Annotated in this window: 17 protein-coding genes; 10 read left to right on the top strand and 7 right to left on the bottom strand. The window is 37.6% G+C overall.

Annotation, left to right across the window (positions count from 1 at the left end; genetic code table 11):
• Positions 1-402 precede the first annotated feature (402 nt).
• The gene (locus tag MSBRM_RS12805) at positions 403-1,209 is read left to right on the top strand and encodes a DUF166 domain-containing protein (RefSeq protein WP_048120898.1); all 807 of its coding nucleotides are present in this window, start codon (positions 403-405) and stop codon (positions 1,207-1,209) included.
• A gap of 296 nt (positions 1,210-1,505) precedes the next feature.
• Here MSBRM_RS12805 and MSBRM_RS12800 read toward each other — a convergent pair whose 3' ends face one another.
• Positions 1,506-1,934: an Ig-like domain-containing protein gene (locus MSBRM_RS12800; RefSeq protein ID WP_048120896.1), complete on the bottom strand. Its 429-nt coding sequence runs from the start codon at positions 1,932-1,934 to the stop codon at positions 1,506-1,508.
• A gap of 823 nt (positions 1,935-2,757) precedes the next feature.
• Here MSBRM_RS12800 and MSBRM_RS12795 point away from each other — a divergent pair.
• Positions 2,758-3,120, top strand: a complete 363-nt coding sequence (locus MSBRM_RS12795) for an Mth938-like domain-containing protein (protein ID WP_048120894.1) — start codon at positions 2,758-2,760, stop codon at positions 3,118-3,120.
• Positions 3,121-3,220: 100 nt separating this feature from the next.
• Here MSBRM_RS12795 and MSBRM_RS12790 read toward each other — a convergent pair whose 3' ends face one another.
• Positions 3,221-4,150 carry a mechanosensitive ion channel family protein gene (locus tag MSBRM_RS12790; protein ID WP_048120892.1) on the bottom strand — a complete coding sequence of 310 codons (930 nt, stop codon included), beginning with the start codon at positions 4,148-4,150 and terminating at the stop codon, positions 3,221-3,223.
• A gap of 586 nt (positions 4,151-4,736) precedes the next feature.
• On the opposite strand from MSBRM_RS12790, the gene MSBRM_RS12785 reads away from it, so the two are divergent.
• Together MSBRM_RS12785 and alaXM are read left to right on the top strand one after the other, a co-directional pair.
• Positions 4,737-6,053, top strand: a complete 1,317-nt coding sequence (locus tag MSBRM_RS12785) for a coiled-coil domain-containing protein (RefSeq protein ID WP_230668871.1) — start codon at positions 4,737-4,739, stop codon at positions 6,051-6,053.
• Positions 6,054-6,545: 492 nt separating this feature from the next.
• On the top strand, positions 6,546-7,277 hold the full coding sequence (gene alaXM / locus MSBRM_RS12780) for an alanyl-tRNA editing protein AlaXM (RefSeq protein ID WP_048155915.1): 732 nt from the start codon (positions 6,546-6,548) through the stop codon (positions 7,275-7,277).
• A 227-nt stretch (positions 7,278-7,504) separates the two neighbouring features.
• On the opposite strand, the gene MSBRM_RS12775 is transcribed toward alaXM, so the two are convergent.
• Positions 7,505-8,536: a calcium/sodium antiporter gene (locus MSBRM_RS12775; RefSeq protein WP_048155912.1), complete on the bottom strand. Its 1,032-nt coding sequence runs from the start codon at positions 8,534-8,536 to the stop codon at positions 7,505-7,507.
• A gap of 708 nt (positions 8,537-9,244) precedes the next feature.
• Here MSBRM_RS12775 and MSBRM_RS22140 point away from each other — a divergent pair.
• The 4 genes from MSBRM_RS22140 to MSBRM_RS12760 all read left to right on the top strand — a co-directional run bounded on the left by MSBRM_RS22140 (position 9,245) and on the right by MSBRM_RS12760 (position 10,887).
• Positions 9,245-9,352 (top strand): DUF2795 domain-containing protein, encoded by a 108-nt coding sequence (locus MSBRM_RS22140; RefSeq protein ID WP_080943747.1) that lies wholly within the window; start codon positions 9,245-9,247, stop codon positions 9,350-9,352.
• 239 nt (positions 9,353-9,591) lie between these two features.
• On the top strand, positions 9,592-9,780 hold the full coding sequence (locus MSBRM_RS12770) for a DUF2795 domain-containing protein (RefSeq protein ID WP_048120884.1): 189 nt from the start codon (positions 9,592-9,594) through the stop codon (positions 9,778-9,780).
• Positions 9,781-9,798: 18 nt separating this feature from the next.
• A complete protein-coding gene (locus tag MSBRM_RS12765) occupies positions 9,799-9,987 on the top strand; it encodes a DUF2795 domain-containing protein (protein ID WP_048155909.1) in 189 nt (62 codons plus the stop codon).
• A gap of 705 nt (positions 9,988-10,692) precedes the next feature.
• Positions 10,693-10,887, top strand: coding sequence for a CxxC-x17-CxxC domain-containing protein (locus tag MSBRM_RS12760; RefSeq protein ID WP_048155907.1), 195 nt, complete (start codon positions 10,693-10,695; stop codon positions 10,885-10,887).
• 284 nt (positions 10,888-11,171) lie between these two features.
• Here MSBRM_RS12760 and MSBRM_RS12755 read toward each other — a convergent pair whose 3' ends face one another.
• From MSBRM_RS12755 to MSBRM_RS20530, 3 genes are all read right to left on the bottom strand, one after another.
• A complete protein-coding gene (locus tag MSBRM_RS12755) occupies positions 11,172-11,525 on the bottom strand; it encodes a hypothetical protein (RefSeq protein ID WP_048155904.1) in 354 nt (117 codons plus the stop codon).
• A gap of 113 nt (positions 11,526-11,638) precedes the next feature.
• A complete protein-coding gene (locus tag MSBRM_RS12750; protein ID WP_329957123.1) occupies positions 11,639-12,112 on the bottom strand; it encodes a toll/interleukin-1 receptor domain-containing protein in 474 nt (157 codons plus the stop codon).
• A gap of 38 nt (positions 12,113-12,150) precedes the next feature.
• On the bottom strand, positions 12,151-12,291 hold the full coding sequence (locus MSBRM_RS20530; protein ID WP_155400473.1) for a hypothetical protein: 141 nt from the start codon (positions 12,289-12,291) through the stop codon (positions 12,151-12,153).
• Positions 12,292-12,629: 338 nt separating this feature from the next.
• Here MSBRM_RS20530 and MSBRM_RS12745 point away from each other — a divergent pair, with 338 nt between their 5' ends.
• Positions 12,630-12,854 carry a hypothetical protein gene (locus tag MSBRM_RS12745; protein ID WP_048120876.1) on the top strand — a complete coding sequence of 75 codons (225 nt, stop codon included), beginning with the start codon at positions 12,630-12,632 and terminating at the stop codon, positions 12,852-12,854.
• Positions 12,855-12,953: 99 nt separating this feature from the next.
• Positions 12,954-13,658 carry a hypothetical protein gene (locus MSBRM_RS12740; RefSeq protein ID WP_048155901.1) on the top strand — a complete coding sequence of 235 codons (705 nt, stop codon included), beginning with the start codon at positions 12,954-12,956 and terminating at the stop codon, positions 13,656-13,658.
• 407 nt (positions 13,659-14,065) lie between these two features.
• Here the strand turns inward: MSBRM_RS12740 and MSBRM_RS20525 are convergent, their stop codons facing one another.
• Entirely contained in the window at positions 14,066-14,233 is a 168-nt protein-coding gene (locus MSBRM_RS20525) for a hypothetical protein (RefSeq protein WP_155396515.1), read from the bottom strand.
• Positions 14,234-14,273: the final 40 nt, after the last annotated feature.

The following is a 14,273-nucleotide window of genomic DNA, read 5'->3' as shown; positions in this document are numbered from 1 at the left end:
TATTTTGAAACTCCCGTTATTTATACATTGAAACAAATAATTACAATGTATCCTACAGAAAACCGGATAGACATTAAAGGAGGAAGTATCATAACTGAGTATTAGCAGTTTATCAGGCAACTTCTCAACGATTTCCGCGCTGGTCTATGGTCCCGGTTCTTTATTCAATTCTGGGGGCAAAGTAATCCGGAACTTATCTTTACGAAAAGAAATAGAAAATTACAAAATAACCCTTGGTCTTTGGCAGTATGCCGATTTTTCTGTAAAATCATAAATTTCAAACCGTTATTGAATAAAATACTCAATATAGGGAGATCAATTTTCCCCATAATACACAAAAATTTGACTTCAAATTTACAGCAAATTTGCAACACTGCCCAGTCTTATAAATCGGAGTAAGTTATGAAGATCCTCGTACTCTACTCAGGCGAACTTGGAAAAAAAGTTATCCAGAACCTTATAAATCCTGGAAATTTCTGCGTGTCCTGCGGAGAACTCTGTAACCACTGCAGGCAGGCCAGGAAGTCATATGCGAACCTGATTGTAGGAATCCATGAATTTCCTCAAGACCTGCCCACGTTTATAGAAGAGCCCGAGCAGTACATGCCTCAAAAACTTCCGGAATGTGATCTGATACTTGCTATTGGTATCCACCCAGACCTTCTTACAGCTCTTCCGGACGTTGTGAAGAAAACGAAGGCAAAAGCCGTGATCGCACCTGCTGAAGACTCAAAGAAAACTCCTGCAGGGGTTCTTGAACAGCTTAAAAAAGAGCTTGAAGCTATTGGAGTTGAGTTTGAAGGTCCAAAGCCTTTCTGCGCTCTTGAAAAAACCGGTAAACCTGTCATAGACGCGTTTGTTGACCTTGGTTTTGGGAAGCCTGTACTCAGAATTGAGATGAGCCCTGATGGGAAGATGTTTATCGGAGCAGGCGTTCTCAGGGATGCCCCTTGCGGTTCCACCTGGTTTGTGGCAAAAAAGCTCGGCTGGACTGATACTGTCGAATATAAGGAGACTATCTCAGGTGCTCATCACTCGTATCCCTGTACCGCCAGCATGGACAAAGACCCTCAGCTTGGGGACACTATCCTTCACAAGGCCGGGTATATCATTAGGGAAGCTGTTGAAGACGCAATGGAATGTGCAAAAAAGGAAAAAGCCCGATTGTCCGCAGTTTGCGGGGATGAAATCTCAAGTTCTAGCTTCTGAAAAGTGCTATCTGTAAATCTTCCTATAAATATTCTTATTAAAAAACCAAAATTAAAAAACTAAAATTAAAAAACCAAAATTAAAAAACCAAAATTAAAAAACCAAAATTCATTAATCTGAATCCAACAAGAAAATAAGCATGAACTATCGCGTTTTGGCAAAATTAAGTCAACAATCGAATACTGACAAGCATTAAGGGATTTGGGTTTAAATCCCGGGAAGTTAAAACTTCCTTATCCCTTTAATGCATTTAATTATAATAAGTTCACCTACTGGAGAAGTACCTGAATAGTACTTTAGCAGGTGGGACATTTGAGTTTCAGCGTAGCGGTTGCACAGTCGGTTTTTCCATCTTTACCTTTTATCTTGTATGTGAAAGTGTCCGTGCAAGTACAACATTTTTTGGAGCAACATGTTGATGATGCTTTATAGCAGAATTTACCGTCACTATAAACTGTCACTTTTCCGCCCAGTTTGGTCTTGTAAGTTCCGGTAGTTGTAACTTTAAGGTTGCATCCTTTATCATTCTTAAGTAAAGTATCATATTTAAAGCAATAAGCAGTATTTGGACATGTTTTAAGACTAATACTATAACTATCATTTATTGCATCGGTTTTTGTATTACAACTGTTTTTATAACTGTTACTGCATGCAGCTCCTGTCATTGACAGGACAAAAAAGACTAATGTGAAAATACAGATTGTCTTAAGCATAGTTTTTCGCATTACTTTTCCTCCGTATTTTATCCCGTTATATTTTATATTCTCAGGTGCGATTTCTTTTAATCCGAGAACACCTATAATCGAAACTCACTGGGAAATATTATCATATAAACATACTTATTTTTTTAGCCTTAAATAAAAATAGAAAAATGAATTTAAAACTTGATAATACTTTATCTGGAAAATTAAAAGAACATAAAACTATTAATAACTATAACTGCATATAATGCACCTTAGAATAAAAATATAAGGTACTTGACAAGTTTATGTTATATAATCTCTTTTATTAAATCCACGTGTGGAAAAATCTTAATCTGTAGAAGTTTTTTTTGTTAACAGCGAGATATTGGAGTCTTTTATTCATTTAAAATGGTGAATTTGTTTTATTTATTTAAAAGAAGGCATATTATTTGTACATACAGTTCTACTTTTTTCTTCGGTATTTTTTTGAATTCCAAAGTTCCACATTTATTCGCCCTCGCAAATTACTGTATATAGGGTTACATTTTCGTTATTTGCTCACTTAGTTTATCTGCTTACTATTGAACTGAAAAGTTGATAGGAAAATCTTTAATGGATTACGGTAGAGTTTGATCATAATGCCTAATGTACTTGATTTTATTCTTCAAAGGCGTAGAATCTTCTCAAGTGCATTATTTTCGCCAGGTTGATCTGCCAAGGGTCGGAAGTATGTGAATGTTTATATTCATATATGCCTATGGCTTGAACATTTATGTATTCAGGGCATATCTGTTAATTATATGAAGTATGTATAATATTATAAAATAGAAAAGCTTGTTTTCAGTTTCAATTTAAGAGGTGAACCATGAAGCCAAAGATTGATTCCACGAGTTTTGGTTCTATTACTGTAAATGGAGAGACTTTTAAATATGACATACTTATTCGCCTCAATGGACAGGTAGAAAAAAGAGAGAAAGGACTGTCAAAGGAGCTATATGGAACTTCCCATAAAATCTCGCTTGAGGAAGCAAAGCACATTTATGAGGAAGGGACAGAAAAAATCCTTATAGGAACCGGGCAGACAGGTTTTGTTAAACTATCTGAGGAAGCTGAAAATTTTTTTACCGAAAAAAAGTGTGGAGTAGAACTCTTTCCGACACCATGGGCAATTGAACGCTGGAACGAGCTTGAAGGCAGGATCACTGCCATGTTCCATATAACATGTTAAGTCCATATAGCTGTTAAGTCCATATAACTTGTTCAAGTGTAAAAAGAGATATGGCGGTCAAGAAGTATAGATAGTTTTTCAAAAGAGGGATTGGTTATGCTTAATATAATCCTTCCACATCGCGCCCCTCTTCAAGTACAATTTTTTCTTCCAGCGCTGTCATATCCGGTTCCGTTATGTGTTTCCCACTTTCTTTTGGTTTAATTTCTTTTGGTTTAATTTCTTTTATATTTATATCCATCTGGGGGAACGGAATCTCAATTCCTTCTTTCGTATAAGCGTCAAATATTCCTGCAACAAGGTCATTCTTTACGGTTACCATTTCTCCTGTTTTTGCCCATGCCCTGAGCTGCAAATTTATCGAGGAATTGGCAAGTTCGGTAGTTACGACTGCGGGTTCGGGTTCCTTAAGGACAAGGGGGTGTGTTTTCATTAGATTGAGTGCTATCTCTGTAGCTTTTTCAAGGCTTGAGGAGTAACTTATTCCTACATTAACCGACACTCTTCTTGTAGGCATTCGTGTCATATTAACAATAGAACTTCCCCATACAAGCTTATTCGGGATTGTTATGAGCTGGTTGTCAAGAGTCAGGAGCTCGGTTGACATGAGCCCTACAGATCTCACTTTTCCTGTCTGTTCGTTCACGGTTACAATTTCTCCCGTATCAATAGGCCTGATTGCGGCAACACATACTCCAGCAGTCAGGTTCGTAAAGGTATCCTGCAGGCCAAGTCCGAGAACAATGCCTATTGCTGCAGAAACTCCTACTATATAGCTATCCACGTCAAAATTCAGACTCTTCAAGAAAATAAGAATGACAATTACATAAAGGAGGATACTTAAAAAATGGGTGAGAAATTGAACAGTAAGGTCCGGAATCTTTGTTTTCTGTATTCCTCTTCTGAAAATACGAATAATATACTTTGATAAAACAAACCCCATGACGAGCACTATTGCTGCAAAAATCAGCCTGGATACCGTGATCTCTGTATATGGAATTACCTGCTTCATTACTGTCTCAAAGCTCATTTTTACCTTCCTTCTTATCTTCGTGGAGAAGCAAAGATTCTCATGTAGCTTATCAGTATAACTTATTAACAGCACAACTTATTAAAAATATATCTTGTAACTAATAGAACTTATTAAAAGTAGAACTTATTAAAAGTAGAACTTATTAAAAGTAGAACTTATTAAAAGTAGAACTTATTAAAAATATATCTTGTAAATAATAGAACTTATTAAAAGTATAACTTATAAAGAATAGAACTTATAAAGAATAAAACTTATTAAAAGAGAACTTATTAAAAGTAGATATTATTAAAAGAGAACTTATTAAAAGTAGATATTATTAAAAGTAGAACTTATAAAGAACATGACTTATAAAAGTAGAACTTATAATGAGTAAACTTCTAAAGTAAAGTGCAGGATTATACTGGTCCTCTGGCTATCAATATAAAAAGCATTTAATTTCTTTATATATTTGTAGATTCTATTTTCTTTTATTCTGTCTTTTTAACCCCGGAAAGGCTTTTACAGAATAAGTATTTCATATCATAAGTTTCAAAAATACACAGAACTAAAGAAATAAGTTAAATAGTTTTATCAAATTCAGGGAATGTCAAGGTTGAAGTGGATTAAAAAGCTCTTTGGAAAAAAAGAAAGTTCCGATGTGGAGCTTGGTCTCAAGGAGATTAATTTTGAAGACTTGCCAGCATGGCTGGATACAAGATCTCAAAAAATCTCTTTCAGGGTGGAAAAGGATGTATCCGGCCTTTTGAGGGAACTTGATGCTTCGCTTCTGGCACTAAAGGAAAGTAACTCAAGGCTTGCGGATGCTAAAGTCGAGGGAGACTTTGATGTCAGAGTCGTAAAGCGAGCGAAGAGCAACAGAGAAAATGTGACTAAACAGGTCACAATGTTGATAGATAAAATCAGAGTGAAGGAAAACAGGGATTTCAGGGCTCTTGAAAGTTTCTATGGGACAGCTACGCAGAGTCTTAACGCCTGCCTGGAACATATGAATCAGAGTTTCAGGTATACCAGAGGCGTTTTTTCTGAAGAATCAAAAGACGTTAGTGACAGTCTTGCCAGCTTGGGTCCGATTTTTAATGAGCTTGGAGAGGTAATTCAAGTAAATAAGAAGGAAATGGACACCATAGAAGCAGCTCATTCTGATACTAATAAAATACAGGAGCTTTTGGCTTCAATAGCTGCTGAAGAGCTGGAGTTTGAGTCCAAAAACCGAAGAATTCAGGCTTTAAAGGCTGAAACTTCCGAAGCCAGTCAGGCTCTCGAAGACTTTAGAAAAGGACCAGTCTGGCAGAGTTTACAGAACCTTCAGGCAGAATCTATTGCTGCCAGGGAAAAACTCCGAAAAGCCGAAACAGGCTTGAGTTCTCTTGTGCTCCCGCTTTCGGGTCATCTCTCAAGGATTAAGAAACTTCACGAAAGTGGCAGGTATACTTTAAAGCCAGAAGTAAAGAAACAGCTTGATATTTGCCTTGAAGCTCCTATACACGTAAATCCTTCTTTTTTCCCGGAACTTCAAAAAATATTCGAGGACAATGCCCTGGATATGCAGGCCCAGAAGAAAGAAAAAGCTTTGTTACAGGTCAAAACTGCAATCTCAAACTTTCCAGAGCGGAAAAAAGAGTATCTTGAAGTCCTCAAAGAGTTTGAGGCAAAGAAAGCTGAACTCGAAAGCTCGGATACCGGAAAGCTGGTTGAACTCGAACATAAGGAAGCTGAGCTTCTGAGCAGGACTCGCTCGCTTGAAGAGGACATTATGGATTCTGAAAAGAAGCTGGCCGCTTTAAGGGAAGAACTGGAACACCAAAAGAAAAAGCTTCTTTCCAGTCTCAGTTTAATCAATAGCGATTTGCATGTGAACTTCCCGAGTCCTGTTTCGGGAGAACGTCACGAGTTCAGTTAAGGCAAAATTGTAGCTCCCGAGTTTAGACCCAGGAGCGCGGTCTGTTTCGCTTCCCTAGTTCCGTCACCCTAGTTCCGTCACCCTAGTTCCGTCACCCTAGTTCCGTCACCCTAGTTCCGTCACCCTAGTTCCGTCACCCGAGTCCCGTCTCGGGAGGACGGTGCCCTTTTCGTTCACTTCGTTCGCTCAAGAGGGCTGAATTATGGGCTAGAGTAATTAACCGTCTCTGGAGTACGGTTCCGTTTCGCTCACTTCTTTCGCTCAAGCGGATTCATTTATTTATAAAGAAGTTTAGCTTCATTCGAGTTTCGTTTCGCTTGAGTTTCGTTTTCAATAATATGAGTGATTGAAATAATTTTTCATGATTACTGTTTTTTGCACTCATGGAAAATCAGGTTGGTAAGGTCTTGGATTTTTACTCAAAACTGCATAGTTTATGTACTCTGACAGTTTTTACCTCCTTCAATAAAGTTTAAGAAAAGAGGTTTGGCAATGACAGAGGCGCTTTACTTCCTTGATTGTTACCTGAAAGAATTCGAAGCAACTGTCGAAAAAGTTACAGATAATAAATTTGTGGTTCTTGACCGTACGGCTTTTTATCCCGAAAGCGGGGGCCAGCCCAGCGATACCGGAAAGTTAATTCGTGAATCCGATGGGGCTGAGTTTAATGTCCTGTATGTGGGTAAGTTCAATGGAGATATCAGTCACGAGATAGATGGTGAAAATATTTCTAATGGATTAAAAGCAGGGGACAAAGTCAAAGGATTCATAGACTGGGATCGTCGTTACAGGCATATGCGTATGCATACGGCGACTCACGTAATCGCGAACGTAATTGAAAAGGAGGCTGGGGCTCAAATTACCGGAAATCAGCTTGGTCTTGACCAGAGCAGAGTGGATTTCAGTCTTGAGGTTTTTGATAGGGATAAGTTTGCCGAATATGAAAAAATTGCTAATGACCTTATAGCCCGGAAAAACCCTGTTAATCGCTACCTTGTAAGCCGCAAAGAAGCCGAAGAAAAGCTCTCACGGTTAACCACGCTGGCAAAAGGCTTTTCTGACGAAATAAAAGAAGTGCGCATCGTCGAAATAGAAGGAGTCACGATCGAAGCCTGTGGAGGGACACATGTTAAAAATACCGAGGAAATAAAAGGCATAAAGGTCATAAAACTCCAGAATAAAGGGAAGAGCAACAGGAGAATGTACTTTACACTCGTGGATTAATCTCCAGATCAAACCTGAACTTTTTCTTTATTACAACGGGAGTGCAGAGGGTCACGAATACCCCATCCTTTAGGGTGGGGTGACCGCACGCAATTTGATTTTTATTTTCTTTTTATTACCTTTTAAAATTTGGAGTTTTTTGTAAAACAGGCAGAGATTTAAGCTCTAATCTGTTTTTCGGGAATTTTTCAGTTTTCTACTTTTCATATCTAAAGTCGGTTACTTCTTTAATTCATCCTGAACAGTACCATTAAAAAAGCCGCATAAAAGGCGATTAAAGTTCCGCCTTCCCACCTTTTTATTTCCCAGTCTGTGCTGATAAACACGAGAAGCATTATGCTTATCAAAATCATAGCCGGAGCCGTAAAGAATAGACTTATTTGTTCGACAGCTACCGGATAGATTAATCCGGAAAATCCTAAGATTAAAAATACGTTTGCGATATTTGAGCCTATAATATTACCAAGGGCTATGCTCCCTAAACCCTGCTTTGCTGCAGATAGTGTCACTACAAGCTCTGGAAGGGATGTGCCAACGGCTACGAGAGTGGTACCTATTATAGTTTCAGGAACTCCAAGGAGTTCTGCAAAGAAGATTGATTTGTTCACAAAGTACTTTGCCCCGATTATAATTGCTCCGCAACTTAATACTAGAACCAGTATGTCTTTTGTGAAACCTTCTCTGGACTGGCAGTTTTCACCGTTAGCGTTGTCATTTCTTATGCAATTGAGCTTTTGCCTTGCGCTGCGTATACACTCAAACTTTAAAAAGTATATTATAAACTCTTTAAACTGTAGTTTCCCTTTGTATTTATCGTTTTCTTCAAACAGGAAAAACACATACGCAATGAAGATCAGTATGAAAAAGACTGATTCTAGTATTGAGAGCTTCCTGTTCAGAATAAAAACAAAGAAAAGCACAGCTGCAAAGAGCATGACATAGCCATCTCTCCTGAGCATCTCTATTTCAGTTTTCACTGGGGAAATAACTGCAGCCAGTCCGACAATAAGCCCTATATTTGCGATGTTTGATCCAATGATATTTCCTATTACGATACCGCTTGCATGCTGGAGAGAAGCAGTTATTGATGAAGCAAGTTCAGGAATTGACGTTCCAACTGCGACAAGTGTCAAACCTATAACAAATTCGGAAACACCAAGCTTCTCTGCAATTGTTGAAGCTGATTTTACAAAATAATCTGAACCTTTGACCAAAAGAACAAGGCCAAGTAGAAAGATTAAAAGATTTTCTGCGATCATAATTACATCTGGTCTATTTGTCTTGAATTTACTGATAGTGATCTTGTCTCTTATCTGGAAACTCCTATATTAAAGGTTTTCAGTAGAAGAAGAAACGAATCTCTTCTATATGCCAGGCAACTGAAGATTTTTCAGTAGCAGGCAAATGATTTATCTGGCGCTTTTATAAGAAGATAAGTCTTGATTTCTGGTAGTATGGAAGTATTATAGATAATATATATCTTCATCCCGTAGACTTATCATTAGGTTTATATTATAAAATTACTTTTCAAAACGATAAGCTGAAATCATATCAATTTATTTTCATGTGATCTCTCTGATCTTCAGTAGCTTTCAAGAACGTTTTTCTAAATATGTTGCGAATTTATTTCCTTATGAAGTGATTTTTCGGCATTGACTACTCTATTCAAGAGACTTTCTTCCTTAAACTTGACTTTTTTAAACCAGGCTATCTATGAGGGCATACCTTTCAATATATGCTAACCAAAAACCCTAGTTTAGAGACATATTCAGTTTTTAATTCTAAAAAAAAGCAATAAGCTGCTGGATCTAAATAGTCATCTTCTGCCAAACGTTTGAGTTGAATTCTTTTTTATATTATATTTTACATAATACTCAATGGTGGGTGGGCTACTAATTGGGGAAGGCAATAGCTACCTGAATCCAGGAAAGTGAACTTGCAATAAGTAATCCACGCCAGGCTGAAGAATCTATAACCGGCGGAGAATAGGTTATCCTGCAAGTAGAGACTACCTTGTAAAGTTTGCCGAAGGTGAACAGGCAAGCAATAATGTTCTGGATCTTCTAAAAGGATAATAGAGTATAACAGCCTTGAGTGGTTACCAGGAAAATCGGGCGTCTGAAAAGAGAAAGCATCAAATCGCCAAACCCAAAAAAGTACTGATTTACTAAGCAGGTGTTTTAGAACAGTACTTCTCTAGTCCCAGTGGTGCCTAAATAATAGCTTACTCTCTGCAAGAGGCAAGTTCTTGAACATCATATAATCAATATAACCGAGAAAACTATATATAATATATAAAAAGTGGGGGGAATTTATGCAAACCAGTCCAATTGAAGTTCAGAAGGCTTTGAAGAATATAGATTATCCCGTAAATAAGAAGCAGCTTATCGCTCACGCTAAGAAGCACAATGCTAGTGATAAGGTAATTGAGGTTCTGGAAGACCTTCCTGAAAAGGAGTACACCAATGCAGCAGCTGTCAGTAAGGAGTTTCAGGGAAAATAAACACAAAGGGGGGAATTTATGCAAACCAGTCCAATTGAAGTTCAGAAGGCTTTAAAGAATATAGATTATCCTGTAAATAAGAAGCAGCTTATCGCGCACGCTAAAAAACATGACGCCAGCAATGAAGTAATTGAAGTTCTCGAGGATCTTCCTGAAAAGGAGTATACCAATGCTGCAGCTGTCAGCAAGGAATTCCAGGGAAAATAACCTTACTTAGAGTCACGAAGGCATTAAATGGGGAGCGAGTAAAAAAGGCTCTCTTTTTATCCAAATAAAAGAGGAGGCTAGTAACCCTCCTTTTTTCTCCGGAATGCAGTATTTGATCAGGATTTCTGGGCTATTTCTGTGACGACTTCAGTGCTAAAATTTGGCAAGGATAATACAAGGATAAAAATACTGTAAATGTTCTGATAAATTCTATAATATGTTATATAATATGTTATATGATATGTTATATGATATGTTATAAAGTATAGTTATATTGTGAAATTTTATGAAAAACAGATTAATTTTAACTAAAATAATAGTACATATCTTAGTTTTAGTTCCTTAAATATTACTTCAGGAAATTTAAATATTGACGGAATTTAATGCAACACTTGAATATTAATGGAGTTTAATGCTAACTCGAATATTACTGGAGTTTAATGCGGCAAATATTTCAATAATTTAAATAAAACCGCATGGTTTACTGGAATAAATTACGAAACACTTGGCTCAAAATGCAAGAAATCGTTGAGCTCTTAATAAAGCTTAATGCAGTAAGAATAAATATCATTATACTAGATATTAATAATTCAATTAGTTCATCGAGACCCCAGACAATAACATGTTCATAAATGAGGCTCTTTTTGAATTATTTGATACTTCTCTTTGTGTGAACTTTAACGAAATATCATAGGGGAAATCATAATGGAAAGAAAAGGTTCCCAGAGTAGGGATCGGGGTTCCAGCAGAGAACGTGGCTATGGTAAAGGGCCACAGACGATGTACAAAGCAAAGTGCTCAGATTGTGGCGAAGAAGCAGAGGTGCCTTTCAAGCCGGATCCTGACAGGCCGGTCTACTGCAGGGAGTGTTACGCAAAGCGCAAACCAAAAAGGTATTAATGTATTTGGCATCAAGCCTTGTGTTTTCATTCTGATTGATGATCTATTTACTTACTGAGGTTACCATTCTTACCTCAATTTTTCTTTTTTCCTTTGCTTTATTTTTATCTTTTCCTTATTTTCTTCTTTCTATTACTTTTTTCTTTATATTGCTCGAAACACACTATATGTTAGTTTATATATTTAAAACTGAATAAAATTTGAAAATGAATAGAATTTAAAAATGAATAAAATCTAAAAATGAATAAAATCTAAAAATGACGCAGCCCTATATTTTAAGAGTGTTATTCCAGTTCCTGGGTTTCGAGTTCTCTTTCTAACTGCGTTATATCCAGAGACACTCGAAAGAGAGCATCCCTTCCTATATCCCTTACCTCAATTTCTACGGGTTGAGCCAACGTAGCTTTGATGGTTCTCCAATTTTCCCTGAAGACATCAATAATTTCCCATGGGCCGGCAGAACTATCTTTAATCCTATCTCGGGAAAGTTGTAAAAGCAGGTGTTTCTTTTCGGTAGGGGTGAGATTTTCGATTCCTTTGACCTCTAATTCACTTACAGCCGCTTCGTCCATTTTGGATCGAGCTATCATTGGCTCTCCAGGCTCATCTTTTATTTTATTTGTCGCTTTTCTTTCCATCAATTTGCCCCCTTTATCTGTTCCCAACCCAGTTGCTAATCAATAATTAGAGTATAGGTCTGAAGGTTCTTGGGTCCAGGTAAATATTTTTCTGGCAGTAACTGCATCTTGTCTCAAGGTGCGTCCCTGCAAGAAGAGCTCTCTACCTCTTCCTGAGGTGAAATATACTGCGTCATTTCCTCTCCACAATAGGGGCACGTTATCTTTAGCCAGTCAAGCCTGGTTAGTTCTCTCAGGTTCTGTATTAGTTTTCCCAGAGCATCTTCATAAGCTTCAGGAGAAAAGACAATAGGCTGGAGATGGTGTATAAGGATAGGTAATTCGACTCCCGTTTCTACCAGCGGAATTATAAGCTGGTCGGCTCCGATTGCAAGGCCAATCTCCTGATTTACTTCTGGAGACACTGCACCTTTCTGTGTGAGGATCGGGATAACACAATCTGATTGGCGAATACCAAAACGTATCCTTTCACCTTGGGAAAGAATTCTAGCTTTTCTGTACAGGGATGAAAAGCTTTCCAGCTCCACGGCCCATAGAGCTCTGGCAAGTTCCTGAGCAAGTGGTTCGTCCTGCTCACAGTGAGCTATATAAATTTTCGAGTCATAGCTGTCTTACTTTACCGAAATTACTCTATTTTCTTTGGTTTCTTATCGTGCTCAATTTCCGGCTCCGGATGAGGTATCGGCTCAGGTGGAGGAACAGGTTCAGGCTCAGGTTCAGGTATCGGTTCAGGCTGGAAAGATGGTTCTTTGTCTTTTTCTGGCAAAATAAATCCCCCTTTATAATAATAACTTCTCCTCTATAAGTACTATAACTTTCAAGGAATCTACTTCCTAAATGACCTGTTTTCTCATAAAGTTCTTATTAATTCGCGCTGCCAATTTTTAAATTTGACAGGTTTCAAATGCAAACTTACTGGATTTTCAATAGGATTCTTATGGTAGCTTTAACTATCACAGATAATCTAGTCACACCTGTGTAATTGTTGCAACAAAAATTCATTGTACCTTTTTGAGTAGTTGCCTTATTTATCCTCATGACTACCATTTTTAGCTTAAGTGTAATGATTGATATATTGCTGATGAGAAAAATAGGAGTCTGACAGTGACCAAAAATAACATACAGCCTGAAAAATTTTTATTATATGCACGCCTGCGGGATTTAAATACCTCAGACTTTTACGACTTGGTAAGCACCCTGCTGATTAAAAAGCCAGAATTACATCAACTGGTCCTGGAATGGTTCAAAGAAAAACAGGAGTCAATGCCGGAAGCCCTAACAGATGACGATGTAGTCTCCATAAATGATGGGCTATTGTTTGAATACTGAGAAGATGCCAGGAGCATCATCTCAGAATTCAACGAGCTTGGAGGCGGCCCAGAAGATGATGAAGAGGAGGCATTCGGTTATCTGGAAAAAATTTCGGAATTGATTAAAGAAGGTGGCCTGTCAACTACTGCAAAGCTTGAATTTTTAGACGAAGCCTTTGAGGAGTACAATATCAAAAATTCAGGTTTTGATGGCTTGCTGGATATTTTTTTTGAGATCTGCCAGACAAAAGAAGAATGGGAATATCTCGTGAAAAAACTTGATGAATATCTTTCTGACTGGAGAAAAGAACAGGTTATGAAGATCCAGAGAGAATACCTTCACAATGACGAAGCTTATCTGCAGAAGCGCATGCAAACACTCAATTATGGAATGGATTACTGGGACCTGGTTGAATATTATATAGAAAAGAGGGATCGGGTTAAAGCCCTGGAAACGGCAGAAATGGGTATTCTAAAAGGGGAAGGCTGGGTTACTAAGTTATTTGAATTCCTTTGGGAGTATTATTCCAAAAAAGGAGATACAGCTAACCTTGAGCGGCTTGTGCAGACAGCATTATCTCGCAATACTGAGCAGAAGAACATGCTGGACAGGTTATTTGAATATTACAGGTTAAAAGGAGACTATGAGCATGCAAAAGCTGCACTTTTAAAGTCATTTGAGTTTACCAGAGATACATACTATGAAGAGTACAAAAAGCTGAAAGGATTTCTGAAAGTACCTGATTGGAAATCTATTGAGCCTGAAATATTCAATAAGATCAAAAAAAGACTTTCACGATTATTTGAAAATTTGTCTGGATAAAGGTATGAAAAAAACAGTTCTCAAATCAATTTTCAATCCTCCTAAAAACAGGTTCGGTTATTCTATTGAGGACAATTTTGATGAGTTTGCAGATAAATTGGTAAATGATTTTCCAGATAAACCAATTTATCTGCAAACTCATCAAAATTGTCCTATCATTTAATCATCGAATATTACTGGCAAAAAGCATATCGAAACATACCGAACGGGAATAGAAAAACATACAGCATTGCAGCCAAATATCTTGGAAAGGTCAAAGATATCTATATCAATATCTTAAATAATGAAGCCGGTTGGGTAAAACGTTTTTCCGACCTGAAATATGAATTTAAGAAGCGGCCCGCTTTTCTTGAAATAGTGAGCGGGTTATAAACTTCTTTTTTTATTTCAGTTGAATACCTCGCAGCTTACTGTGGAGTTTCCCAGCGCAACTCTGATTTTCTTGGGGAAAGTTTAGCTGCTTCATAACTTTCAGCTGCTTCGTAACTGTAGTTCAATCTCGGCTGTTGATCCCTCCCTGAAATCTTCGCAAACGTCTCAGTTTCGAGGAAACTTTCTTCGAGTACATTCATCATCTATTTTTCCTTTCTACTCCACCGATTCCAACAACTTTAA

It is taken from the genome of Methanosarcina barkeri MS (assembly GCF_000970025.1).
In the GTDB taxonomy this organism is placed as follows: Archaea; Halobacteriota; Methanosarcinia; order Methanosarcinales; family Methanosarcinaceae; genus Methanosarcina; species Methanosarcina barkeri.
The sequence above is the reverse complement of the archived record's forward strand: the minus strand, read 5'-3'. Positions and strand labels throughout refer to the sequence as shown.